Source organism: Billgrantia antri (genome assembly GCF_019430905.1).
In the GTDB taxonomy this organism is placed as follows: domain Bacteria; phylum Pseudomonadota; class Gammaproteobacteria; order Pseudomonadales; family Halomonadaceae; genus Halomonas; species Halomonas antri.
Map to the genome: position 1 here is coordinate 74,974 of NZ_JAHYCA010000007.1, position 23,306 is coordinate 98,279.

At 63.7% G+C, this 23,306-nt stretch carries 21 protein-coding genes; 20 read left to right on the top strand and 1 reads right to left on the bottom strand.

The window, feature by feature from the left end:
* Positions 1-13: 13 nt before the first annotated feature.
* The 18 genes from KPL81_RS17425 (at position 14) to KPL81_RS17510 (ending at position 19,421) form a co-directional block, all read left to right on the top strand.
* The gene (locus KPL81_RS17425; protein WP_209475057.1) at positions 14-934 is read left to right on the top strand and encodes a ParB/RepB/Spo0J family partition protein; all 921 of its coding nucleotides are present in this window, start codon (positions 14-16) and stop codon (positions 932-934) included.
* A gap of 187 nt (positions 935-1,121) precedes the next feature.
* Positions 1,122-1,529 (top strand): ATP synthase subunit I, encoded by a 408-nt coding sequence (locus KPL81_RS17430; RefSeq protein ID WP_219793264.1) that lies wholly within the window; start codon positions 1,122-1,124, stop codon positions 1,527-1,529.
* Between the two features lie 7 nt (positions 1,530-1,536).
* Positions 1,537-2,364 carry a F0F1 ATP synthase subunit A gene (gene atpB / locus KPL81_RS17435; RefSeq protein ID WP_209475053.1) on the top strand — a complete coding sequence of 276 codons (828 nt, stop codon included), beginning with the start codon at positions 1,537-1,539 and terminating at the stop codon, positions 2,362-2,364.
* Between the two features lie 67 nt (positions 2,365-2,431).
* Positions 2,432-2,659, top strand: coding sequence for a F0F1 ATP synthase subunit C (gene atpE, locus KPL81_RS17440; protein ID WP_104203122.1), 228 nt, complete (start codon positions 2,432-2,434; stop codon positions 2,657-2,659).
* A 72-nt stretch (positions 2,660-2,731) separates the two neighbouring features.
* A complete protein-coding gene (locus KPL81_RS17445) occupies positions 2,732-3,202 on the top strand; it encodes a F0F1 ATP synthase subunit B (RefSeq protein WP_219793265.1) in 471 nt (156 codons plus the stop codon).
* Positions 3,203-3,213: 11 nt separating this feature from the next.
* A complete protein-coding gene (locus KPL81_RS17450; protein ID WP_219793266.1) occupies positions 3,214-3,750 on the top strand; it encodes a F0F1 ATP synthase subunit delta in 537 nt (178 codons plus the stop codon).
* 16 nt (positions 3,751-3,766) lie between these two features.
* Entirely contained in the window at positions 3,767-5,311 is a 1,545-nt protein-coding gene (atpA, locus tag KPL81_RS17455; RefSeq protein ID WP_219793267.1) for a F0F1 ATP synthase subunit alpha, read from the top strand.
* 68 nt (positions 5,312-5,379) lie between these two features.
* Positions 5,380-6,264: a F0F1 ATP synthase subunit gamma gene (gene atpG / locus KPL81_RS17460; protein ID WP_219793268.1), complete on the top strand. Its 885-nt coding sequence runs from the start codon at positions 5,380-5,382 to the stop codon at positions 6,262-6,264.
* 70 nt (positions 6,265-6,334) lie between these two features.
* Entirely contained in the window at positions 6,335-7,711 is a 1,377-nt protein-coding gene (gene atpD / locus KPL81_RS17465; RefSeq protein ID WP_209475043.1) for a F0F1 ATP synthase subunit beta, read from the top strand.
* Positions 7,712-7,735: 24 nt separating this feature from the next.
* Positions 7,736-8,164 (top strand): F0F1 ATP synthase subunit epsilon, encoded by a 429-nt coding sequence (locus KPL81_RS17470; protein ID WP_209475041.1) that lies wholly within the window; start codon positions 7,736-7,738, stop codon positions 8,162-8,164.
* A 157-nt stretch (positions 8,165-8,321) separates the two neighbouring features.
* Positions 8,322-9,695 carry a magnesium transporter gene (mgtE, locus tag KPL81_RS17475; RefSeq protein WP_219793269.1) on the top strand — a complete coding sequence of 458 codons (1,374 nt, stop codon included), beginning with the start codon at positions 8,322-8,324 and terminating at the stop codon, positions 9,693-9,695.
* 218 nt (positions 9,696-9,913) lie between these two features.
* Entirely contained in the window at positions 9,914-10,723 is an 810-nt protein-coding gene (locus KPL81_RS17480; RefSeq protein WP_219793270.1) for an undecaprenyl-diphosphate phosphatase, read from the top strand.
* Positions 10,724-10,755: 32 nt separating this feature from the next.
* The gene (locus KPL81_RS17485) at positions 10,756-11,823 is read left to right on the top strand and encodes an FAD:protein FMN transferase (RefSeq protein WP_219793271.1); all 1,068 of its coding nucleotides are present in this window, start codon (positions 10,756-10,758) and stop codon (positions 11,821-11,823) included.
* 99 nt (positions 11,824-11,922) lie between these two features.
* Positions 11,923-13,290 (top strand): bifunctional UDP-N-acetylglucosamine diphosphorylase/glucosamine-1-phosphate N-acetyltransferase GlmU, encoded by a 1,368-nt coding sequence (glmU, locus tag KPL81_RS17490; protein WP_219793272.1) that lies wholly within the window; start codon positions 11,923-11,925, stop codon positions 13,288-13,290.
* A gap of 20 nt (positions 13,291-13,310) precedes the next feature.
* Entirely contained in the window at positions 13,311-15,146 is a 1,836-nt protein-coding gene (gene glmS / locus KPL81_RS17495) for a glutamine--fructose-6-phosphate transaminase (isomerizing) (RefSeq protein ID WP_219793273.1), read from the top strand.
* A gap of 129 nt (positions 15,147-15,275) precedes the next feature.
* On the top strand, positions 15,276-16,985 hold the full coding sequence (locus tag KPL81_RS17500; RefSeq protein ID WP_219793274.1) for a DUF945 family protein: 1,710 nt from the start codon (positions 15,276-15,278) through the stop codon (positions 16,983-16,985).
* A 93-nt stretch (positions 16,986-17,078) separates the two neighbouring features.
* Positions 17,079-17,945 carry a DUF72 domain-containing protein gene (locus KPL81_RS17505; protein WP_219793275.1) on the top strand — a complete coding sequence of 289 codons (867 nt, stop codon included), beginning with the start codon at positions 17,079-17,081 and terminating at the stop codon, positions 17,943-17,945.
* A gap of 129 nt (positions 17,946-18,074) precedes the next feature.
* On the top strand, positions 18,075-19,421 hold the full coding sequence (locus KPL81_RS17510; RefSeq protein ID WP_219793276.1) for a sodium-dependent transporter: 1,347 nt from the start codon (positions 18,075-18,077) through the stop codon (positions 19,419-19,421).
* Between the two features lie 72 nt (positions 19,422-19,493).
* Here KPL81_RS17510 and KPL81_RS17515 read toward each other — a convergent pair whose 3' ends face one another.
* The gene (locus KPL81_RS17515) at positions 19,494-19,694 is read right to left on the bottom strand and encodes a PA3496 family putative envelope integrity protein (protein WP_111415152.1); all 201 of its coding nucleotides are present in this window, start codon (positions 19,692-19,694) and stop codon (positions 19,494-19,496) included.
* A 209-nt stretch (positions 19,695-19,903) separates the two neighbouring features.
* On the opposite strand from KPL81_RS17515, the gene hexR reads away from it, so the two are divergent.
* Complete coding sequence (gene hexR, locus KPL81_RS17520) at positions 19,904-20,767, top strand: transcriptional regulator HexR (RefSeq protein ID WP_197448998.1); 864 nt, start codon at positions 19,904-19,906, stop codon at positions 20,765-20,767.
* Positions 20,768-21,058: 291 nt separating this feature from the next.
* On the top strand, positions 21,059-23,266 hold the full coding sequence (gene uvrD / locus KPL81_RS17525; RefSeq protein ID WP_219793277.1) for a DNA helicase II: 2,208 nt from the start codon (positions 21,059-21,061) through the stop codon (positions 23,264-23,266).
* Positions 23,267-23,306 lie beyond the last annotated feature (40 nt).

The following is a 23,306-nucleotide window of genomic DNA, read 5'->3' on the forward strand; positions in this document are numbered from 1 at the left end:
TGAGGGAAAGCTGATGACGCGTAAACGCGCCCTGGGCCGTGGCCTGGATGCCCTGATCGGTGCCGGCGCCCGTCGCCGCGAGAGTCTCGAACTGCCCGAGGTAGTCGAGCTGCCCGGCGACACGGGCGAGCCTGCCGAAGCCGCTGTCGACGGTGCCGAGGAACGCCTCGAGCGTCTACCGCTGGGCCAGCTTTCTCGCGGCAAGTACCAGCCGCGGCGCGACATCCAGCCCGAGGCGCTGGAGGAACTTGCCGACTCGATCCGCGCCCAGGGCGTCATGCAGCCCATCGTGGTAAGGCCCATCGGCGAGGCCCGCTACGAGATCATTGCCGGCGAGCGGCGCTGGCGAGCCGCGCAACTGGCCGAACTCGACACCATTCCGGCGGTGATCCGCGAAGTCAGCGACGAGGTCGCACTGGCGCTGGCGCTGATCGAGAACATCCAGCGAGAAAATCTCAACCCGGTGGAAGAGGCGATGGCGCTCAAGCGTCTGCTCGAGGAGTTCGAACTCACCCAGCAGCAGGTCGCCGATGCGGTGGGCAAGTCGCGCGCTCAGGTGGCGAATCTGCTGCGCCTGCTGGCGCTCGACCCCGAAGTGCAGACCCTGCTCGAGCGCGGCGACCTGGACATGGGGCACGCTCGGGCCCTGCTTGCCCTTTCCGGGGCCAAGCAACGTCGCGCAGCCCACGAAGTGGTCAACAAGGATCTCACCGTGCGCGATACCGAGGCCTTGGTGAAGCGTCTGACCCAGGGCGAGGTGAAAAAGACCGCGAGTGTGGCCGAGAGTCCTGACGTCGCGCGCCTCGAGACCAAGCTCGGCGAACTGCTGGGCGCCCCGGTCAGAATTCAACACGGTCGTGGCGGCAAGGGCAGGCTGACGATACGCTACTCCAGCCTGGACGAACTCGACGGCATTCTCGAGCACATCCGCTGAGGTCCGCTCCTCTGTCGACAATCATTGCTTCTTTGGTCGCAAAGCTGCACCATTCGCGGGCGAAAAGCGCCGAGTTTGGTTGAACCGGCCAAGGGGCTTCCCTATAATCCGCCGTTGTTTGCCTGGGCGACCAGCCAGGTTCAGATGGCCCTCATGCCCTGTGATTGTCGGGCAGGACTGTCATTCGATGCACAGACACCCAAGCCGCCAACGCGAGCGTATCAGCACCACCCGTCTACTGGGGTGGCAGGGCGCAGCGGCCATGTCGGTGTCGGCCCTCGGTGCGTTGCTAGCGGGAAGCGCAGGCGCTCTGTCGGCGCTGATGGGTGGGCTGGTTGGCCTGATTCCCTCCCTCTACTTCGCCTGGCGCATCGGTTCGGTACGCGGAGGCAGGCAAGCGAGCCGTTTCGTCTCGAATCTGTACCGGGCCGAGGCGGGAAAGTTCGGTTTGACGGTGGCACTGCTGGCCGCGGTGTTCGCGGCAGTGCCCCCCTCAAACCCGATTTTCTTCTTTGTCGCATACGTGGCGGTTCTGTTCACGCATTGGCTCGCGCCCTGGTTCAAGCGTGAAAGACCGGCTCCTGAATCGAGGTAATGACAGCATGGCAGCAGGTAGCGAAGTTACGGCAGCGTCCTATATCCAGCATCACCTCCAGAACCTGACCTTCGGGCGCCACCCCGAGAACGGCTGGTCATTCGCCCATTCCGCCGAAGAGGCCCGCGAGATGGGCTTCTGGGCCATTCACCTGGACACCATGGGCTGGTCGATCGCCATGGGCCTGCTGTTCATCTGGATATTCCGCAAGGCCGGCAAGATCGCCACCACCGGCGTGCCCGGCGGGCTGCAGAACGCCGTCGAGATGGTCATCGAATTCATCGAGAGCCTGGTGCGCTCCGCCTTCCACGGCAAGAACCCCATCATCGCCCCGCTGGCACTGACGCTGTTCGTGTGGATCCTGCTCATGAACACGCTGAAGATCATCCCGGTGGACTATTTCCCCGAGCTGTTCGTACGCCTCGGCGTCGACTACATGAAGATCGTGCCCACCACCGACGTCAACGCTACGCTAGGCATGGCGCTGGGCGTGTTCTTGCTGATTCTCTACTACAGCTTCAAGGTCAAGGGTGTCGGCGGCTTCGCCCGCGAGCTCTCGCTGACGCCGTTCAACCACTGGCTGCTGATCCCGTTCAACCTGGTCCTCGAGATAGTGAGCCTGGTCGTCAAGCCTTTCAGCCTGGCGATGCGACTGTTCGGCAACATGTTCGCCGGTGAGGTCATCTTCATCCTGATCGCCCTGCTGCCGTTCTGGGCCATCTGGCTGCTCGACGTGCCGTGGGCCATCTTCCACATTCTGGTGGTCACGCTTCAGGCCTTCATCTTCACCATGCTCACCGTGGTCTATCTCAGCGCTGCGCACGAGCACCATTGAAACGAGCAACTTGCAGTTCACCAACCCACAACCCCTTGAAAGTCAACTTGAAAACTAGGAGCACATCATGGATTACATCTACCTCGCCGCCTCTCTGATGATCGGTCTGGGCGCACTGGGTACCGGTATCGGCTTCGCCCTGCTCGGTGGCAAGCTGCTGGAGTCCACCGCTCGCCAGCCCGAACTCGGCGACCAGCTGCAGACCAAGACCTTCCTGATGGCCGGTCTGCTCGACGCCGTGCCGATGATCGGCGTGGGTATCGCGATGTACCTGATCTTCGTCGTTGCCGGTTAACGACCTGCCGAGCGCCGAGGCGCTCGGTTTGCTCGTTTCCGGTCGCCACGAACCCGTCAGAGGTACATACCCGTGAATATCAACATGACGCTTATCGGGCAAACGATCGCCTTCGCGATTTTTGTCTGGTTCTGTATCAAGTATGTGTGGCCGCCGATCAGCACCGCGCTTCATGAGCGCCAGAAGAGGATCGCCGAGGGGCTCGATGCGGCCAGCCGGGCGTCACGTGACCTCGAGCTCGCCCAGGAGCAGGCGTCCCAGACGCTGCGCGAGAGCAAGGAGCAGGCTTCGCAGATTCTCGAGCAGGCCAACAAGCGTTCGGCGCAGATGGTCGAGGAAGCCCGTGAGCAGGCCCGTGCCGAGGGTGAGCGTATGATCGCCAGCGCGCGTGCCGAGATCGACCAGGAAGTCCAGCGTGCCAAGGACGAGCTGCGGGCCCAGGTCTCCAGCCTTGCCGTGGTGGGTGCCGAGCGTGTCCTGGAAGCCTCCGTCGACGAGAAGGCGCATCGCAAGCTGCTCGACAAGCTTGCCGCCGAACTGTGAGGAGGTGATCCATGGCGGAACTTTCCACCGTCGCGCGACCCTACGCCAGAGCAGCGTTCGAGCACGCACGCGATCATCAGGCGCTGGACAGCTGGTCCGAGTGGCTCGACAAGCTGGGCCAGGCCGTCGCCGTACGCGACGTGCAGAAGCTGCTGTCCAGCCCGCGCTTCGCGCCCGAGCGTAAGGTGGCCATGCTCATCGAGCTGACCGAGGTCAAGCTCGACGACTCGGCCAAGGCTTTCCTCGGCGTACTGGGCGAGAAGGGCCGACTGGCGGCGCTTCCCGCGATCGCCGAGCGCTTCGCCTATCTGCGCGCCGAGCATGACCAGCGCGTCGAGGTCACCGTCGTCTCGGCCTATGCGCTCGACGACAAGCAGCAGAACAAGCTCGCCGGCGCGCTCAAGAAGCGGCTGAATCGCGAAATCTCCATTACCACTCAAGTGGATCCGAAGCTTATCGGGGGCGTCATCCTGCGCGCCGGCGACACCGTCATCGACGGGTCGGTGCGCGGTCGATTGAACCGCCTCTCCGAAGCTCTTACCGCTTGAGTCTGAGGGACATGGCATGCAGCAACTGAATCCTTCCGAGATCAGCGACATCATCAAGCAGCGTATCGAAAAGCTGGATGTCGCATCCGAAGCCCGTAACCAGGGCACCATCGTCAGTGTCTCCGACGGCATCGTGCGTATTCACGGCCTCGAAGACGCGATGTTCGGCGAAATGATCGAATTCCCCGGCGGCATCTACGGCATGGTGCTCAACCTCGAGCGCGACTCCGTGGGCGCCGTGGTGCTGGGCGACTACCTCCAGCTCGAAGAGGGCATGACCGCCAGCTGTACCGGTCGCATCCTCGAGGTGCCGGTGGGTCCCGAGCTGGTCGGCCGCGTGGTCGATCCGCTGGGCAACCCCATCGACGGCAAGGGCGAGGTCGGCGCCAAGCTGACCGACGCGGTGGAAAAGGTCGCCCCGGGCGTCATCACGCGTCAGTCGGTGGATCAGCCGATCCAGACCGGCCTCAAGGCGATCGACGCCATGGTGCCGATCGGCCGCGGCCAGCGCGAGCTGATCATCGGCGACCGTCAGATCGGTAAGTCGGCCATCGCCGTCGATACCATCATCAACCAGAAGGGCAAGGGCGTCATCTGCGTCTACGTGGCCATCGGTCAGAAGCAGTCGACCATCGCCAGCGTGGTGCGCAAGCTCGAGGAGCACGGCGCGATGGAGCACACCATCGTCGTCGCTTCCGGCGCCGCCGACCCGGCCCCGATGCAGTTCCTGGCGCCCTATGCCGGCTGCACCATGGGCGAGTACTTCCGCGACCGCGGCCAGGACGCCCTGATCGTCTACGACGACCTGACCAAGCAGGCCTGGGCCTACCGTCAGGTGTCGCTGCTGCTGCGTCGTCCGCCGGGCCGCGAAGCCTACCCGGGTGACGTCTTCTATCTCCACTCGCGCCTGCTCGAGCGTGCCGCTCGCGTCAACGCCGACTACGTCGAGAAGTTCACCAACGGTGAAGTGACAGGCAAGACCGGCTCGCTGACCGCGCTGCCGATCATCGAGACCCAGGGTGGCGACGTCTCCGCGTTCGTACCGACCAACGTGATCTCGATCACCGACGGTCAGATCTTCCTCGAGACCGACCAGTTCAACGCAGGTATCCGCCCGGCCATCAACGCCGGTCTGTCGGTATCCCGCGTGGGTGGTGCGGCCCAGACCAAGATCATCAAGAAGCTCGGCGGCGGCGTGCGTCTGGCACTGGCCCAGTACCGCGAGCTGGCGGCCTTCTCCCAGTTCGCTTCCGATCTGGACGAAGCCACCCGCAAGCAGCTCGAGCACGGCCAGCGCGTCACCGAGTTGATGAAGCAGAAGCAGTATTCGCCGCTTTCCGTGGCCGAGATGGGCGTGTCGCTGTACGCGGCCAACGAAGGCTTCCTGGATGACGTCGACGTCAGCAAGGTGCTGGACTTCGAGCGTGCCCTGCACGACTACATGAGGTCCGAGCATGCCGATTTGCTCGACAAGATCAACCAGACCGGCGACTACAACGACGAGATCCAGCAAGGGCTGAAGCAGGGTCTCGAGCAGTTCAAGGCCACTCAGAGCTGGTAAATCCGCCGGCCCGCCCGTCAGGGCGGGCCATGGACATCTTCTGAGGGCCACGAACGAGGTAGATCGCTATGGCAGCTGCAAAAGAGATACGCACCCAGATCGGGAGCATCAAGAATACGCAGAAGATCACCAGCGCCATGGAAATGGTCGCTGCGTCGAAGATGCGTAAAGCGCAAGATCTGATGAAGGCCAGCCAGCCTTATGCCCGGCAGATCCGCAACGTGGCAAGCCACCTGGCCGACGCCAACCCCGAGTACAAGCACGACTATCTGGTCGAGCGCGACGAGGTGAAGCGGGTCGGTTATATCGTGGTGTCCACCGACCGCGGCCTGTGCGGCGGCCTGAACGTCAACCTGTTCAAGGCCGTGGTGAAGAGCGCGGTGGCGTGGCGCAAGGAGGGCGCGGAGCTCGACTTCTGCGCTCTGGGCAGCAAGGCCGGCGGCTTCTTCCGCAACTACGGCGGCAATCTGGTCGCAGCCAAGAGCGGCCTGGGTGAATCGCCCGAGATGAAGGACCTGATCGGCAGCGTCAAGGTGATGTTGGACGCCTACGACGAGGGGCAGTTGGATCGTCTCTACGTGGTGTACAACGAATTCGTCAACACCATGACGCAACGCCCGGTGGTTCGCCAATTGCTGCCGCTCGCTCCCGACATGGGGGCGGATGCGGATGACGAGGACAACAAGCGTCCCGGTAGCTGGGACTACCTGTATGAGCCGGATGCCAAGGCGCTGTTGGATAGCCTGCTGGTTCGTTTCATCGAATCCCAGGTGTATCAGGCGGTGGTCGAGAACGGGGCCTGCGAGCAGGCGGCCCGGATGATCGCCATGAAGAACGCCACCGACAACGCCGGCAGCCTCATCGACGATCTGGAGATGGTCTACAACAAGGCCCGTCAGGCCGCCATCACCCAGGAGATTTCCGAGATCGTCGGCGGTGCCGCTGCCGTATAGCGCCTCGGAAGCGCCGAGGGCGCTTCCCGGCACACAGGTTTCATTTGCAGGTTTTTGAGAGGATCGCAAGATGAGCGGACGTATCGTACAAATCATCGGCGCGGTGATTGACGTCGAGTTTCCGCGGGACAGCGTGCCCAAGGTCTACGACGCGCTCAACGTCGCCAACTCCGAGACCGTGCTCGAAGTCCAGCAGCAGCTGGGCGACGGCGTGGTACGCACCATCGCCATGGGCTCCACCGAGGGCCTGAAGCGCGGCATGGACGTGGCCAATACTGGTGCGCCCATCTCCGTGCCGGTGGGCAAGGAGACCCTGGGTCGTATCATGGACGTGCTCGGTCGGCCGATCGACGAGGCCGGTGACATCGGTGAGCAGGAGCGCATGCCCATCCACCGTCCGGCCCCCACCTATGCCGAGCAGGCGGCTTCCAACGAGCTGCTCGAGACCGGCATCAAGGTGATCGATCTGGTCTGCCCGTTCGCCAAGGGCGGCAAGGTTGGCCTGTTCGGCGGCGCCGGCGTGGGCAAGACCGTCAACATGATGGAGCTGATCCGCAACATCGCCATCGAGCACAGCGGCTACTCCGTGTTCGCCGGCGTGGGCGAGCGGACCCGTGAAGGTAACGACTTCTACCATGAGATGACCGAGTCGAACGTCATCGACAAGGTATCTCTGGTCTACGGTCAGATGAACGAGCCGCCGGGCAACCGTCTGCGCGTGGCCCTGACCGGCCTCACCATCGCCGAGAAGTTCCGCGATGAAGGCCGCGACGTGCTGCTGTTCGTCGATAATATCTATCGTTACACCCTGGCTGGCACCGAGGTATCTGCACTGCTGGGCCGCATGCCCTCCGCAGTGGGCTACCAGCCGACCCTGGCCGAGGAGATGGGCGTTCTGCAGGAGCGAATCACTTCCACCAAGGTGGGCTCGATCACCTCCGTGCAGGCGGTCTACGTTCCCGCGGACGACCTGACCGACCCGTCGCCGGCCACCACCTTCGCCCACCTGGACGCTACCGTGGTACTGGCGCGTTCGATCGCCGAGCTGGGTATCTATCCGGCCATCGATCCGCTGGACTCCACCTCGCGCCAGCTCGACCCGCTGGTCGTTGGCGAGGAGCACTACGACACCGCCCGTCGTGTGCAGGGCGTACTGCAGCGCTACAAGGAGCTCAAGGACATCATCGCGATCCTGGGCATGGACGAACTGTCCGACGAGGACAAGCAGACCGTGGCCCGCGCGCGGAAGATCCAGCGCTTCCTGTCGCAGCCGTTCTTCGTTGCCGAAGTCTTCACCGGCTCACCGGGCAAGTACGTGCCGTTGAAGGAGACCATTCGCGGCTTCCAGGGCATCCTCGACGGCGAGTACGACAATCTGCCGGAGCAGGCCTTCTACATGGTGGGCAGCATCGACGAAGCCGTCGAGAAAGCCAACCAGATGAAGTAATCCCGTCCACTGGGGGACTTCGCTATGGCGAAAAGCTTCACATGCAACATCGTCAGCGCCGAGGCCTCGATCTTCTCCGGTGAGATCGAGCAGATCGTGGCTTCGGGCATCATGGGTGACCTGGGTATCCTGCCCGGTCACGCGCCTTTGCTGACCGAGCTGCAGCCGGGCCCCATCCGTGTGATTCACGACGGTGGCCAGGAGGAGAACTACTACGTGTCAGGCGGCTTCCTCGAAGTGCAGCCGGACGTGGTGACCGTGCTGGCCGATTCGGCCTCACGGGCCAGCGACCTCGACGAGGCCGCTGCCGAGGAGGCTCGTCAGCATGCGTTGCGCGCCTTCAACGAGAAATCGGCGGAGATGGACTATACCCGTGCCGCCGCTGAACTCGCGGAAGCCGTGGCCCAGCTGCGTACCATCCAGCAGTTGCGCAAGAAGGGCGGCAGGGGCTGATTCCAGCCTGACTGCCACGAAGCGCCCCCCGAACGCCGTTCGGGGGGCGTTTTCGTCTCTGTTATCATGAGCGAACGGTCATCGGGAGTGTCCGCGCCCCCCTCACGCTGCCTTGCCGTGGTGACGCTTCCCACGGCGGGATCCCCAGGAGAACGCCATGTCGTTGAGCGAACAGCTGCAGGAACACAAGGAAACCCTGATCCTTGCCCTCGAGCAGGAGGACCGCGAACGCCTCGACCAATGGCTCCCCGAGCTGCGTGCGGCGGATCTTTCCGAGATTCTGGAGGAGATGGCCGAGGACGACGACGATCTCCCCAGCGTCCTCAAGCTGCTCGATTGCCTACCGCTGGAGCGCCGTGCCAACGTGCTGGGTTACCTCCCCGGCGAGGTGCAGCTCGAGGTGGCCGAGGCCATGTCCGACGAGGTGCTGCTCTCGGTGCTGGAGGAGATGGGCTCGGACGAACGTGCCGACCTGTTCAACCTGCTTGGCGAGGATCGCCAGGAGGTACTGCTGCGGCGCATGGCGCGTCAGGAGCGCGAGGATCTCAAGCGTCTGGCCAGCTACGAGGAGGGCACCGCCGGGGCGATCATGACCTCGGACTACGTCGCCATTCCCAGCGGCATGACCGTGTCCCAGGCGATGATGCGGGTGCGCCAGACCGCTCCCGATGCCGAGACGGTCTACCAGCTCTACATCATCGACCCGGAGGGCAAGCTGGCGGGTACGCTGTCGCTTCGCCAGCTGATGGTGGCGCGCCCGGGCGCCCGGGTCGACGACCTGATGATCAAGGACGTTATCAGTGTCGCGGTGGACGAGGCGCAGGAAGAAGTCGCCCGCCTGGTGGCCCGCTACGACATGCTGGCGGTGCCGGTCACCGACGCCGACGAGCGTCTGGTGGGCATCGTCACCCACGACGATGCCATGGACGTGGCCGAGGAGGAGGCCACCGAGGACTTCCACAAGGGGATGTCCATCGGCCAGTTGGAAGACGGCGTCAGCCGGGTGCCGCTGTGGAGCCTGTATCGCAAGCGGGTGACCTGGCTGGTACTGCTGGTGTTCGCCAACCTGTTCTCCGGTGCCGGTATCGCCTATTTCGAAGACACTATTGCCGCCCAGGTAGCGCTGGTGTTCTTCCTGCCGTTGCTGATCGGCAGCGGTGGCAACGCCGGCGCCCAGGCGGCCACGCTCATGGTGCGTGGCATGGCCACCGGCGATGTCGGGGTCAAGGACTGGAGCAAGCTGCTCGGGCGTGAATTGCTGGTGGCCGGCTCGCTGGGCCTGACCATGGCGCTGGCGGTCGCTCCCATCGGGGTAATGCGCGGTGGCGAGGCGGTGGCGATGGTCGTGGCCACCAGCATGGTGACCATCGTGCTGTTCGGTAGCCTGCTTGGCATGTGTTTGCCTTTCGTTCTCAATCGCATCGGCTGGGATCCGGCCACGGCCTCGGCGCCCCTGGTAACCACGCTGATCGATGCCAGCGGCGTATTGATTTACTTCACCATCGCCACTTCGGTGCTGACCGGGGCATAGCAGCCGAGCCCGTTCCCGCTTTGCGACACGCCACGCCGGTTGCCACCAGGCAGTGACGAGGAGCGTCGCAGAGCATGCGGGCCCCGGGAGCGTGGGCACCCTGTCGTCATCGTGAGACGGCGGACAAGCGATGAGGGGCCGTGTATCCTCTCTGCGTTCCTTTTCGTGCTCGCTGCGTTGCCGTGGTGCGAGACGTTTGCCGTGAGGAGAGATGCCACATGGATTGGCTGCAGGTCGTTGTGCTGTCTGTGATCCAGGGAGTGACCGAATTTCTTCCGATTTCCAGCTCCGCTCACCTTATCCTGGTGCCGGTGCTGACCGACTGGACCGACCAGGGGCTGGTCTTCGACGTCGCCATGCACCTGGGTAGCCTGATGGCCGTGGTCATCTATTTTCGTGCCGAGTTGCGGCGCATGGTATTGAGCTGGGCGACGACGCTCGGCAGCGCCCGGCACGGTCGAGTCGTCGATCCGGATGCGCGTCTGGCCTGGTGGGTATTGCTGGCCACGATCCCGGTCTGTGTGGTCGGCTTTGCTCTGCATGATTACATCGAAGTCAGCATGCGCTCACCGTTCTGGATTGCGGGTGGCCTGATCGGCTTCGGCCTGCTGCTGGCCTACGCTGACTGGAAGCCACGCCAGGACCTCAGCGAGTACCAGCTCACGCTGCATCATGCCATGCTGGTCGGCTTGTTCCAGGTGTTGGCGCTGATCCCCGGCACCTCACGCTCCGGCATCACCATCACCGCCGCCCTATTGCTGGGATTGAGCCGTGAGTCGGCGGCGCGCTTCTCGTTCCTGCTGTCCATTCCGGTGATCATCCTCGCCTCGGGACTGGAGATCGTCGACCTGATGCAGGAGCCGCAGGTCATCGATTGGACCCAACTGATCACGGGGGTTCTGCTGTCGGGTCTTAGTGCCTATCTCTGCATCCACTACTTTCTTGCCTTCATCAAGCGGATCGGCATGCAGCCCTTCGTCGTCTATCGCGTCGTGCTGGGCCTCTGGTTGCTGTGGATCTTCTGGTAGCCAATGCCTACTTGTCGAGGAGTCCTGTTACCATGAACCTTAAGCTGCGTTCTATAGTGGTCGTGCTGCTGTGCCTGGTGGCGTTCGCCGGCTGCTCCGAGAGCGATCGTCCGCTGTCGTCGCCGGTTCGCCTGGAGGGAAGCATCTTTGGCTCCTTCTATCAGGTGACCATCGCCGACAGCTTGACCCAGGGACAGGCGCGTGACCTGGAGCAGGGGCTGGTCGAGGTGCTCGAGCAGGTGGATGCGAGCATGTCGATCTACCGCGACGACTCGGAGTTGATGGCTTTCAACCAGGCGCCGCTCGGGGAGTGGCAGCCACTCTCCAACGAGCTGATCGAGGTATTGGCGATCAGCCAGTCGGTGGCCGAGGCGAGCGGCGGCGCTTTCGATGTCACCATGGGTGGGCTGGTCAACCTGTGGAGCTTCGGATCGGAGGCGCGGCCGCGCGAGGTGCCTGAGGACGAGACGCTACAGGCGCGCCTGGCCGAGATCGGACCCGACAGCATCGAGGTCGACGAGACTGCCCTGCAGGCGCGGCGGCTGCGCGACGTGTTCGTCGATCTCGGCGGCGTGGCCAAGGGGCACGCCACCGACCGGGTCGCCGCCTACCTGAATACCGAGGGGGTCGAGCACTATCTGGTCAACCTCGGCGGCGATCTGATTACGCGGGGCTATCGCGATGGCGACGGCGAGCCCTGGCGCATCGGCATCGAGGCGCCCCTCGACGATCGCCAGGAGGCCACGCATATCGTGCCGTTGCACGATATCTCGGTGGCCACCTCGGGTGACTATCGCAACTATTTCGAAGAGAGTGGGCAACGTTTCTCGCACACCATTGATCCCCGCACCGGGCGTCCCATCGAGCACCGTGTGGCGTCGGCGTCGGTGTTCCATCCCTCCAACGCCTGGGCCGATGCCTGGGCCACGGTGATGATGGTGCTGGGCGAGGAGGAAGGCCTGGCGCTGGCGCGCGAGCAGGGACTCAAGGTATTGCTGCTGGTGCGCGAGGATGAGGGCTGGAGCAGCCTGGCGAGCCCCGCCTTCGCCGATTACGTGAGTGCCGAACTGAGCGACGAGATGGGCCTGGAGGTGCGCTGAGCCACCCCACCAAGGGGCGGGAAGCCTGCTTGCCATGAGGTCGGGCGAGACGCCGGGCCCCGACGAACTGGAGCCAATTGATTGGACAAGGAGTCACAGATGACCCTGGACGTAGTGATTCTGGCCGCCGGGCAGGGCACGCGGATGCGTTCGACCCTGCCCAAGGTCCTGCATCGCCTGGCCGGCAAGCCAATGGTTCGCCACGTTCTCGACACCGCGCGGGAACTCGAGGCGGATCGTCTCCACGTGGTGGTCGGCCACGGTGCCGAACGGGTTCGCGAAGCGCTCGCCGAGTATCCGGTGCGCTTTGCGCTGCAGGCCGAGCAGAAGGGTACCGGGCACGCGGTGGCCCAAGCACTGGAAGGGCTCGGCGATGGCAAGGTGCTGGTGCTGTACGGCGACGTGCCGCTGATCCGGCGAGAGACCCTGGCGGCGCTGCTGGAAGAGGTGGACGAGTCGCGTATGGGGCTGCTTACCGTGACGCTGGACGACCCGACCGGCTACGGTCGCATTCTGCGCAACGAGCGCGGCCAGGCGGTGGCCATCGTCGAGCAGAAGGATGCCAGCGAGAAAGAACTGGCGATCCATGAATGCAACACCGGCATCATGGCCATGACCGCCAGCCAGTTGAAGCGCTGGCTGCCGCGGCTGTCTGCCGACAACGCCCAGGGCGAGTACTACCTGACCGATATCATCGCCATGGCCGCTGCCGAGGGAGTCGTCATAGCCACCGCCCAACCTGCCGATCCGCTCGAGGTCGAAGGGGTCAACAACCGCCTGCAGATGGCGGGTCTGGAGCGCGCCCATCAGCGCCATATCGCCGAGACGCTCATGACCCAGGGAGTGGCGCTGCTCGATCCGTCGCGCCTCGACGTGCGCGGGCGCCTGACGTGCGGGCACGATGTCGAAATCGATGTCGGCTGCGTCTTCGAGGGCGAAGTGGAGCTGGGCGAGGGCGTGCGTATCGGTGCGCACTGCGTCATTCGCGATAGCCATATCGGCGCCGAGAGCGTGATCGAACCTCACAGCGTGATCGAGGGTGCCGTGGCGGCGGGGCGCAACCGCATCGGGCCCTTTGCCCGGTTGCGGCCCGGTACTCGCCTGGCGGTGGGGGCCAAGGTAGGCAACTTCGTCGAGACCAAGAACGCCGAGGTGGGCGAGGGCAGCAAGATCAACCACCTCAGCTACGTGGGCGATGCGCGGCTGGGACGCGACGTCAACGTCGGTGCCGGCACCATTACCTGCAACTACGACGGCGCCAACAAGCATCGTACCGATATCGGCGATGATGCCTTCATCGGCTCGAATACCGCTCTGGTCGCCCCGGTCAACGTCGGCCGTGGCGCCACGATCGGTGCCGGATCGACCATCAGCAAGGACGTCCCCGATAACGCCCTGGCCGTCTCCCGCGGACGCCAGATCGGCAAGACCGACTGGGCACGGCCCACCAAGAAAACTCGAGACTGAAGCAAGCGCGAGGTATCGTCATGTGTGGAATCGTTGGTGCCGTTGCCGAGCGCAACGTGGAAGGCATCCTGCTCGAGGGCCTCAGGCGACTGGAGTACCGCGGCTACGACTCGGCCGGCATGGCCGTGCTGGGCGCCACCGGCGAGCTCCACCGCCGCCGGGCGCTGGGCAAGGTGGCCGCTCTCGAGGCCATACTCGAGGAGGAGGCGTTGCCGGGGCGTTGCGGCATTGCCCACACCCGCTGGGCCACCCATGGCAAGCCCAGCGAGGAGAATGCTCACCCTCATCAGTCGGGTGAGCGTCTGGCGCTGGTGCACAATGGCATCATCGAGAACCACGAGCTGCTGCGAGGCGAGCTTCAGGCGGCCGGCTATACCTTCTCCTCGCAGACCGACACCGAGGTGGTCGCGCACCTGCTGGATCGCGAGTACCAGCGCGGCGAGGGTCTGCTGACCGCCGTGCAACGCGGCCTGGCGCGCCTTGAAGGCGCCTACGCGCTGGCAGTGGTACACGCCGACGAGCCCGATGTCATCGTCGGCGCGCGCAAGGGCAGCCCGCTGGTGGTGGGGGTGGGGATCGACGAGGCTTTTCTCGGTTCCGATCCGCTGGCGCTGCTGCAGGTCACCGATCGCTTCATCTACCTCCAGGAAGGCGATGTGGTTCGCCTCTCGGCCGGTGGTAAAGTCGAGATCTTCGATGCCGAAGGGCAGGCCGTACGGCGCGCAGTGCAGACCTTCGAACACGGCGACGGCGCCGCCAGCAAGGGCGAATATCGCCACTTCATGCAGAAGGAGATCTACGAACAGCCGGCGGTCATTGCGGCGGCTCTCGAAGGGCGGCTGGGCGAGCACTCGGTGCCGGCCGAGTGCTTCGGGCCCGATGCCGAAGCACTCTTCGCTCGGGTCGAACAGCTGCACATCGTGGCCTGTGGCACCAGCTACCACGCTGGCCTGGTCGCGCGTTACTGGCTCGAGCGTTATGCCGGGATACCCGTTCAGGTGGAGGTGGCCTCGGAGTATCGCTACCGCACGGTGGTGGTACCCGACAATACCCTGTTCGTCACCCTGTCGCAGTCCGGCGAGACTGCCGACACCCTGGCTGCGCTGCGCTTCGCCCGCGAGCGGGGCTATCTCGGCAGCCTGGCGATTTGTAACGTGCCAGGCAGTTCTCTGGTGCGCGAATCGGATCTAACGCTGATGACCCAGGCCGGCCCCGAGATCGGTGTTGCCTCCACCAAGGCCTTTACCACCCAGCTAACGGCCCTGATGCTGCTCACTCTGGCCATGGGGCGGGTCAAGGGGCTGGCCGCCGAGACCCAGGCCGACGTGGTGGCCGGACTGCGCGGCCTGCCGCAGCTGGTGAGTCGTGTGCTCAAGCTGGACGGCGCCATCGAGGCGCTCTCGACCGCCTTCGCCGAGAAGCATCATGCACTGTTTCTCGGGCGTGGTGCGCACTTCCCGATTGCGCTGGAGGGCGCGCTCAAGCTCAAGGAGATCTCCTACATCCACGCCGAGGCCTATCCGGCCGGCGAGCTCAAGCACGGTCCGCTGGCACTGGTCGACGGCGAGATGCCGGTGATCTCGGTCGCCCCCAATGACGAGCTGCTCGACAAGCTGAAATCCAACCTCCAGGAAGTAAAGGCGCGGGGCGGCGAACTCTTCGTCTTTGCCGACGAGGGGGTGGGCCTGGCGGAGGAAGAGGGGGTCAGGGTGCTGCGGTTGCCGCATGTTCACGATGCCTTGGCACCGATCCTCTATACCGTGCCGCTGCAGCTGCTGAGCTACCACGTGGCGGTACTCAAGGGCACCGACGTCGACCAGCCGCGTAATCTGGCCAAGTCGGTGACGGTGGAATGACCCTCGTGTAAATCAACTTACTTTCCTCGTTTCTTGTCGTTAAACTTCGTGCGTGAAGTTAACCAGCAATAAGCTTGGCTTATTGTTGGCTAACTTCCCTTTAACGAAAAACGAGAAAAGGACATCGACGTGGGGAAAGGACAGAATCAACGGGGGAGTGGCCTGAAGAAATCGGTGGCGGTCACCGTAGGGGTAGCGATAATCGCTGGCCTGGGAGCCCCCTACTGGATGGGGCACCAGATAGAACGGCAATATACCGGTTATCTACAGCAATGGGAAAACTTCGATTATATCCGGGTTGAAAACCTCACTTACACGCGTGACTGGTTCCAGGCGCAAGCCAGTTATGAGCTCACTCTCGAACCGGAATTTGCCCAAGCGTACCAGCGGTTTCTAACGTCGCAGACGGCGCTGGAGTTCGAGGGGGAACCATTGAGGATCGTCGTCAACGACCGGATTTCTCATGGTCCCTTCATGGGCGCCTTGGCCAGCCTCGAAGGACGAGCCGAGGCATCGGGCTGGCTGTTCGAGCAGTTGGTCAAGTGGGAAGAGGGGGCGGCACTCTCCCACTATGACGCACGCGTCGGTTTCGATCGGGTGGTACGGGGCGAATGGGCGCCCATGGAAATGGCGCTGGTCGCCGGCCCGCTACTCACCGATGCGGGGCTGGACATGCGTTATGCCGCCGAGTACCTGGGTGGCGACTTTCGCTTCGACCCGGGCAGCGGCGAATACCGTAGCACTGGGCGCTTGGGTCAGGCTCGGCTGGAGGAGCCCACCGCCATCCATACCTTCGAGGGCTCGACGTCGACTGTCGTAGCCGCCTTTCCCCAAGGCGTCCTGCGCGAAATCACGTTTCGCTCAGACGATGCCCCGATGCTGACGGAAAGCCGCGATTTCGACCAGGCGAGCGACTCCCGGATCGAAGGGCAGAGCGTCGAAATCAAACTTCTTTTCGACGAACAGGGACGTTTCGAGCACGTCACGACGCATTTCGAGATGCAGGGCTTCGAGTCCGAGGCGCCGAATCTCTACTTGGCCATGGCAGGCCTCGATGCCGATTTCGCGGCATCTCGCCACGGCGAGAGCAGTTGGTATGGCCAGCTCGATCTTGCCCTTGATGGAGTGTCGCTGCGTGAACAGGGCTTGCCGGGCCTGACGGCTCAGAGCGTGAGCTACGGGTTGGGCGTGGAGCCGGAATCCGAGACGCAATTCCAGCTGACCCAGTTGGCCGCAACCCGCGACCTGCGCATCCAAGGTATGGATGAGCCCATCGCATTCCACTTCGAGTCGAGCTACGGTCAGCTACCGCGTACGGAATACGATACGCTGTGGAGTCTGATCTATGACGCCATCGACCGTTTTCAGTTGGACGATCCTGAGGCCGTGTTGCCGGTTTTCGAGCGCATGGAAAACGCCGGCGAGGCGCTGGTGGCGGGTCGTTCTGCCTTCAACTTAAAGCCAGTGACATTCAGCATCGGCGATGCGGATGCCGCCATGACGCTGGAAGCGGACCTTGACCTCGAGAGCTTTTCCGCCCTCGATCAGCGCAGGCTGCTGGCGCCGGAAAATCGCTTGGACCTGAGCGTGAATGCTTCCGCACTGCTGTTGCACAAGGTCGCTCGCGAGTCGCTCCGGCAGCAGTATGGTGGAATGATCTCGGGTAACGAACTCGAAGCAATGGCCAAGGAAACGGTTGCCGAAGGCTTGCAGCCCATGCTGGACCTTGGCGTCGTGCGTCGCGAGGATGGGGATCGCTATTCCTTGAATCTACGGCTTCAGGATGGCCGCTTGCTGATGAACGGCGAACCCGGCGAGTGGTTGCTGGGCCAGTTCTGAGCAGCCTGGCGTCGGATCGTTGCTGCCGGGGTAGAGCGCTGCATCCACCACCCCGGCACGGTGAAGCCAACGGACGGTATAGGCAGAGAGAAGATGTCGAGGTTGCCCGGACTCTATCTGGGATTGCCCATGTGGGCCAACGCCGAGTGGTGTGGCTCCCTTTACCCACCCTACGCGGGACAGGAAGGCTGGCTGAATGACTATGCCCGGGTCTTTCCTGCGGTGGAGGGCAACACCACCTTCTATAGCGGTGCGCCCAGGGCGGAGACGGTAGCGGCATGGGCGCGCATGGTTCCCCCGCACTTTCGCTTCTGCTTCAAGTTGCCGGCAGCACTCTCCCATGGCAAGCGTCTGCGCGACGTCGAGGCCGATGTCGACGCCTTTCTCGATGCACTCCTGCCGCTGCATTCCCACCTGGGCCCACTGCTCGTTCAGTTGCCTCGGGACTTTGGCGGTTCCGAACTCTCTCGCCTCGAGGCATTGCTATCCCGCTGGCCGAACGGGATCCCTTGTGCCGTGGAGGTTCGCCACCCCGAGTTTTTCCACAAGGGGACGGCCGAAGTTAATTTGAACCGCCTGTTGATAACTTACGGCGCCGACCGCGCCATGCTCGACGTACGCCCGCTCTTCTCGACGACGGCGGAGGGCAGTCCGGCGCTGGCTCACGCTCAGAATGAAAAGCCAAGATGCCCATTACACGTGCTTTCCACGGGAGAGCAGCCGCTGATCCGCTTCATCGGCCACTTGGATGAAGCGATCAACCAGCATTATTTCCAGCCTTGGGTTGCTCAGATCAAGCTGTGGATAAATCAGGGGAAAACCCCTTTTCTCTTTGTGCATACCGCCGACAACCGGCAGGCTCCGCAGCTGGCCCGTGAACTCTATCAAGCGCTTGCCAGCGATATCGGCCTGCCGCCGCTGGGTGATTTTGCCGGTGAACGGCAGGCACGCCTGTTCTGATGCCCTCGCGCTGGCGTTCGAGCGTCTGATCAGATAGATTTGCCGACATTCGAGCCAAAAACCCGTCTATCTACCAAGTTTTTGCGCTTGAGGAATATCAACGACCAGATACACAACAACAGGTGAGTCATGTCTAAACTCGTACATGCACAATGGTCATCCAAGATGACCTTCGTGCTCGCGGCCGCAGGCTCGGCGGTCGGGCTGGGCAATATCTGGAAATTTCCCTATATGGTGGGCGAGAGCGGTGGGGCGGCTTTCGTCCTGGTTTACCTGCTCTGTATCGCCCTGATCGGCCTGCCCATTCTGGTAGCGGAATGGCTGATTGGTCGGCGCGGTCAGGAGAACCCGATCAACGCCATGTCCGATCTGGCTCGGCGTGGCGGACACTTGCCCGCCTGGGTGCTGGTGGGCGTCAGTGGGGTGCTCGGCGCCTTCCTGATCCTCTCCTTCTACAGCGTGATTGGCGGCTGGTCGCTCTCCTATACGCTGGGGTCGATCAGCGGTACGTTCAGCGGCCAGGATGCTGACGGCATCGGCGGAGTCTTCACCGGCATGCTGGGCAGCCCCGCGACCTTGCTGCTGTGGCATACCGTCTTCATGGTTCTGGTCATTGGTATCGTCGCCCGCGGCGTGACCAAGGGGCTCGAGGGTGCCGTGCGTACCATGATGCCGGCGTTGGTGATATTGATGCTGGTGCTGGTGGGCTACGGCATGACGACGGGCCACTTCGGCGAGGCCCTCTCCTTCATGTTCCGGCCCGACTGGGGAGCCATCAACGGCGAGGTGGTGCTGGCCGCCATGGGGCAGGCCTTCTTCACCCTGTCGCTGGGCATGGGCATCATGATGGCCTACGGTTCCTACCTGGGCGAGGAGGTCAATCTGCTGGGCACCGCGCGCACGGTCATTCTCCTCGACACCGGCATCGCCCTACTGGCGGGCCTGGCGATCTTCCCCATCGTATTCGCCAATGGGCTGGATCTCGACTCCGGACCGGGACTGATCTTCGTTACCCTGCCACTGGCGTTTGGCAACATGACGGGCGGCACTCTGCTGGGACTGATGTTCTTCCTGCTGCTGACGTTCGCCGCTCTGACCTCGGCCATTTCGCTGTTGGAACCGGTGGTAGAGTTCATCGAGGAGCGCACGCCGCTCTCGCGCGTCGTGGCTACCCTGGTCAGCGGGGTGGCGGTTTGGGCGCTGGGTATCCTCGCCCTGCTCTCGTTCAATGTGCTGGGTGAGTTCTTGATTCTGGGGCTCAATATCTTCGATCTGCTGGATACCTTCACCAGCAAGATCCTGCTTCCGTTGACGGGGCTCGGTGCGATCGTGTTCGTCGCCTGGTGCCTGGATCGCCAGAGTGTGGCCGCCGAACTCAACCTCTCCGGCAGCAGCGAGTCGCTGTGGCTCGTGGTGGCGCGCTATGTGGCGCCGCTGGGCGTGGTAGCGGTGTTCCTGCATTCACTGCTGGGCTAAAACTTCCCCCCAGGCCCCGGGTGACGGGGCCTGGCGTAGGAGGTCGCGAGCGGCCGCAGGAAGGCGGCCGTGTCAGTGTTTCTCTTCGTCGGCGAGATCGGCGATGTCGCGCTCCAGCTGCTTGAACTCCTGATGCAGCTCGATGCCGCGTCGGGCGCGAAGGTTGCGTTGAGCAGCGCTGCGGGAGCGTTTCTCGTGCTCGGCGACATTGATGCTCATGAAGATGTCGAGAAGTTCGTTCTTGACGGAAGTGACCCGCTCGACCTTACTCATGATCGATCCTCCCTTCTTCTTCTGTGCCTTATCTTCTCTGGTGCAAGATCAAATCACAGTATCTTTACTATACCCCACTTGACAGTTTCATGACGAAGTGATCATTACACGCTAGGTAGGGGCCATGCCTGCCAGTGGGGCGGAAACTCCCCCAAGCGGATCGGATCAGGCATACTGAAGCCCTGGGTTCAGCAACCAAGGAGTTCAGCGTGAGCCGCGCCCTGTTCGATGAAATGAGACGCCGCATGGAGCACTTCCGCCGCTCCGAGCAGAAAGTGGCGCGCTTCGTGCTGCGTAATCCCGATGAAGTCATCCACATGCGCATCGTCGACTTGGCCACGGAGGCCAAGGTCAGCGAGCCGACGGTGGTGCGCTTCTGTCGTGCATTGGGCTGCAATGGCTTCCAAGACTTCAAACTCAAGCTGGCGCAGATGCTGGCTTCGGGAAGCCAGTTCGCCCAGTTCTCGATGAACGATGACGACTCCGTCGCCGAATTCTCTCAGAGCATTTTCGACTCCACCGTGGGCACCCTGCTGTCGGTGCGCGATCGGCTCGACAACGATGCCATGAGCCGGGCGATCCAGGCCCTGGCGATGGCCAACCGGGTCGAGTTCTACGGCTTCGGTGCTTCGGGTGCGGTGGCCTTCGACGCCCAGCACAAGTTCTTCCGCCTGCAGATCTCTACTGCCGCCTACGCCGACCCGCACATGCAGAACATGTCGGCGGTGACCCTCAAGGAGGGCGACGTGGTAGTGGCGATCTCCCAGACCGGTCGTACCCGTGCCCTGGTGGCCAGCGTGCGCCTGGCCCGCGAGGCCGGTGCCACGGTGATCGGCCTGTGCCCCAGCGGCTCGCCGCTGGCCGAGGAGGTGACCTTGCCGCTGTACATCGACGTACACGAGGACACCGAGATCTACACGCCGATGAGCTCGCGCATCGCTCACCTGGTGCTGGTCGACGTGCTCGCCGTGGGCGTGGCCAAGACCCGCGGACCGAAGCTCGCCGAGCAGCTCAAGGCGGTCAAGAAGAGCCTGACGCCTCTGAGGTTTCCGGAGCAGGAAGGCAAGCCCTGAGGAAAGGCTGATTAATTGCTGCGCTCGCGCCCTTGATAAAGACAGCTGGCCGCCGACGGTGCCGAAGCGTCGGACCGTCGCTCTCCTCATGTAGCAGGCTACACTCCGGGAGCTGCGCTCCGGCGGCGACCAGCCTCTCATCGCTCGCGACATAAATCAGCTCTTTCCTAGCGAAATCGAATTGTTTGAGATCGTCATTCGGCGCCGACGTGTAACGCCGCTCGCGTCGAGGATTGGGCGGGCGGATATGCTAAGCTGGGCGCTCATTTTTTCCAGCGGCAGACCCCTTCCATGGACGACGTCACGGCGATCCTCGATCAGTTGAATCCGGCCCAGCGCGAGGCGGTGAGCGCCCCCCAGGGCAACATGCTGGTGCTGGCCGGGGCCGGCTCGGGCAAGACCCGGGTGCTGGTGCATCGCATCGCCTGGCTGATGCAGGCCGAGGGGCTGTCACCCTACGGCGTGCTGGCGGTGACCTTCACCAACAAGGCGGCGCGCGAGATGCGCACGCGCTTGGAGGCGCTGCTGGGGTTGTCGCTGCGCAACGTCTGGGTCGGTACCTTCCACTCCATCGCCCATCGCCTGCTGCGCACCCACTGGCAGGATGCGCGGCTGCCGCAGCATTTCCAGATCATCGATACCGACGACCAGCTGCGCCTGATCAAGCGTCTGCTCAAGGATCACCGGATCGACGACGAGCGCTACCCGCCGCGCCAGGTGCAGTACTTCATCTCCGGCTGCAAGGAGGAGGGGCTGCGCCCGCATCAGGTCGACGTTCACGGCGATGCCTACATGGCCCAGATGGTCGAGCTCTACGAGCGCTACCAGCTCACTTGTGAACGCGGCGGCCTGGTCGACTTCGGCGAGCTGCTGCTCAGGAGCCTCGAGCTGCTGCGCGACACCCCGGCGCTGCTGGCCCACTACCAGGAGCGCTTCGCCCACGTGTTGGTCGACGAATTCCAGGATACCAACACCCTGCAGTACGCCTGGCTCAAGCTGCTCACCGGCATGAAGACGCCGATGACAGTAGTGGGTGACGACGACCAGTCGATCTACGGCTGGCGCGGGGCGCGAATCGAGAACATCCGGCGCTTCGAGCAGGAGTTCCCGGGCACCCATACCGTGCGCCTGGAGCAGAATTACCGTTCCACCAGTGCCATTCTCGATGCCGCCAATGCGCTGATCAGCCACAACGCCAATCGCATGGGCAAGGAGCTGTGGACGGCCGGCGCCCGCGGCGAGCCGATCTCGGTGTATGCCGGTTTCAACGACCTGGACGAGGCGCGCTTCATCGTCGACACCATCAAGGAGAAGGTCGACGAAGGCTACCGCCGCCGCGACGTGGCCATTCTCTACCGTTCCAACGCCCAGTCGCGGGTGCTCGAGGAGACCCTGATCCGCCAAGGGATGCCCTATCGCATCTACGGCGGCCAGCGCTTCTACGAGCGCCTCGAGATCAAGAACGCCTTGGCCTACCTGCGCCTGTTGCTCAACCGCGACGATGACGCCTCGCTCGAGCGCATCATCAACGTGCCGCCGCGGGGTATCGGCACGCGCACGGTCGAACAGCTGCGCGAGCGTGCCCGCCTGGCCGGGGTATCGCTGTGGCAGGCGCTGCACGACGGCCTCATGGACGGTGCGTTGAAGGGGCGTGCCGGTGCTGCGCTACAAGCGTTTGCCGATCTCATCGAGCGACTGGACAACGATACCGCCGGCATGTCGCTGCACGAGATCATCGCCCATGTGAACGAGGTCTCGGGCCTGATCGAGCATCACCAGAACGAAAAGGGCGAGAAGGGGCAGGCCCGGGTCGAGAACCTCGAGGAATTGATCAATGCCGCCCGGGCCTTCACCCAGGGTGAGTCCTTCGACCCGCCCGAGGCCGGTGAGGGCGCCGTGGCGCTGGAGGCCTTCCTCGCCGAGGCGGCACTCAACGCCGGCGAACACGAGGCCGACGAGTTCGAGGACAGCGTGCAGCTGATGACGCTGCACTCGGCCAAGGGGCTGGAGTTCCCTGTGGTGTTTATCGCCGGGGTGGAGGAGGGGCTGTTCCCGCACAAGATGTCGCTGGAGGAGCCCGGTCGTCTGGAGGAGGAGCGACGCCTCTGCTACGTCGGCCTGACCCGCGCCATGCGCAAGCTCTACCTGACCCATTCGGAGATTCGCCGCCTGCACGGCAAGGAGACCTTCCAGCGGCCGTCGCGCTTTCTGCGCGAGATACCCGGCGAGTATCTCGAGGAGGTGCGCCTGCGCGGCCAGATCTCGCGCCCGGTGACGGCCGCACGCCCGGCGATGGGACTCTCGCGCCAGACCTCGGTCGATCCCGGCGGCGACCTGCCCAGCCTGAGCCTGGGCCAGCGGGTGCAGCATCCGGTCTTTGGTGAAGGGGTGATCCTCAACGCCGAGGGCGAGGGGGCTCGTGCCCGGGTGCAGGTCAGCTTCGAGGGTGAGGGCGACAAGTGGCTGGTGCTGGGATTCGCCAAGCTCACCCCCCTGTAGGGAGGGCAAGAGGTACGTTGACGTCTACGTCAAAAGGCGG

What these genes read in the sequence shown, in the direction of transcription:
- glmU (WP_219793272.1), top strand. Translation starts at nt 11,923, where the DNA reads ATGACCCTGGACGTAGTGATTCTGGCCGCCGGGCAGGGCACGCGGATG.
- KPL81_RS17450 (WP_219793266.1), top strand. Translation starts at nt 3,214, where the DNA reads ATGGCGGAACTTTCCACCGTCGCGCGACCCTACGCCAGAGCAGCGTTC.
- atpA (WP_219793267.1), top strand. Translation starts at nt 3,767, where the DNA reads ATGCAGCAACTGAATCCTTCCGAGATCAGCGACATCATCAAGCAGCGT.
- KPL81_RS17480 (WP_219793270.1), top strand. Translation starts at nt 9,914, where the DNA reads ATGGATTGGCTGCAGGTCGTTGTGCTGTCTGTGATCCAGGGAGTGACC.
- KPL81_RS17425 (WP_209475057.1), top strand. Translation starts at nt 14, where the DNA reads ATGACGCGTAAACGCGCCCTGGGCCGTGGCCTGGATGCCCTGATCGGT.
- KPL81_RS17515 (WP_111415152.1), bottom strand. Translation starts at nt 19,694, where the DNA reads ATGAGTAAGGTCGAGCGGGTCACTTCCGTCAAGAACGAACTTCTCGAC.
- KPL81_RS17430 (WP_219793264.1), top strand. Translation starts at nt 1,122, where the DNA reads ATGCACAGACACCCAAGCCGCCAACGCGAGCGTATCAGCACCACCCGT.
- uvrD (WP_219793277.1), top strand. Translation starts at nt 21,059, where the DNA reads ATGGACGACGTCACGGCGATCCTCGATCAGTTGAATCCGGCCCAGCGC.
- atpD (WP_209475043.1), top strand. Translation starts at nt 6,335, where the DNA reads ATGAGCGGACGTATCGTACAAATCATCGGCGCGGTGATTGACGTCGAG.
- KPL81_RS17470 (WP_209475041.1), top strand. Translation starts at nt 7,736, where the DNA reads ATGGCGAAAAGCTTCACATGCAACATCGTCAGCGCCGAGGCCTCGATC.
- atpE (WP_104203122.1), top strand. Translation starts at nt 2,432, where the DNA reads ATGGATTACATCTACCTCGCCGCCTCTCTGATGATCGGTCTGGGCGCA.
- glmS (WP_219793273.1), top strand. Translation starts at nt 13,311, where the DNA reads ATGTGTGGAATCGTTGGTGCCGTTGCCGAGCGCAACGTGGAAGGCATC.
- mgtE (WP_219793269.1), top strand. Translation starts at nt 8,322, where the DNA reads ATGTCGTTGAGCGAACAGCTGCAGGAACACAAGGAAACCCTGATCCTT.
- atpG (WP_219793268.1), top strand. Translation starts at nt 5,380, where the DNA reads ATGGCAGCTGCAAAAGAGATACGCACCCAGATCGGGAGCATCAAGAAT.
- KPL81_RS17485 (WP_219793271.1), top strand. Translation starts at nt 10,756, where the DNA reads ATGAACCTTAAGCTGCGTTCTATAGTGGTCGTGCTGCTGTGCCTGGTG.
- KPL81_RS17505 (WP_219793275.1), top strand. Translation starts at nt 17,079, where the DNA reads ATGTCGAGGTTGCCCGGACTCTATCTGGGATTGCCCATGTGGGCCAAC.
- atpB (WP_209475053.1), top strand. Translation starts at nt 1,537, where the DNA reads ATGGCAGCAGGTAGCGAAGTTACGGCAGCGTCCTATATCCAGCATCAC.
- KPL81_RS17510 (WP_219793276.1), top strand. Translation starts at nt 18,075, where the DNA reads ATGTCTAAACTCGTACATGCACAATGGTCATCCAAGATGACCTTCGTG.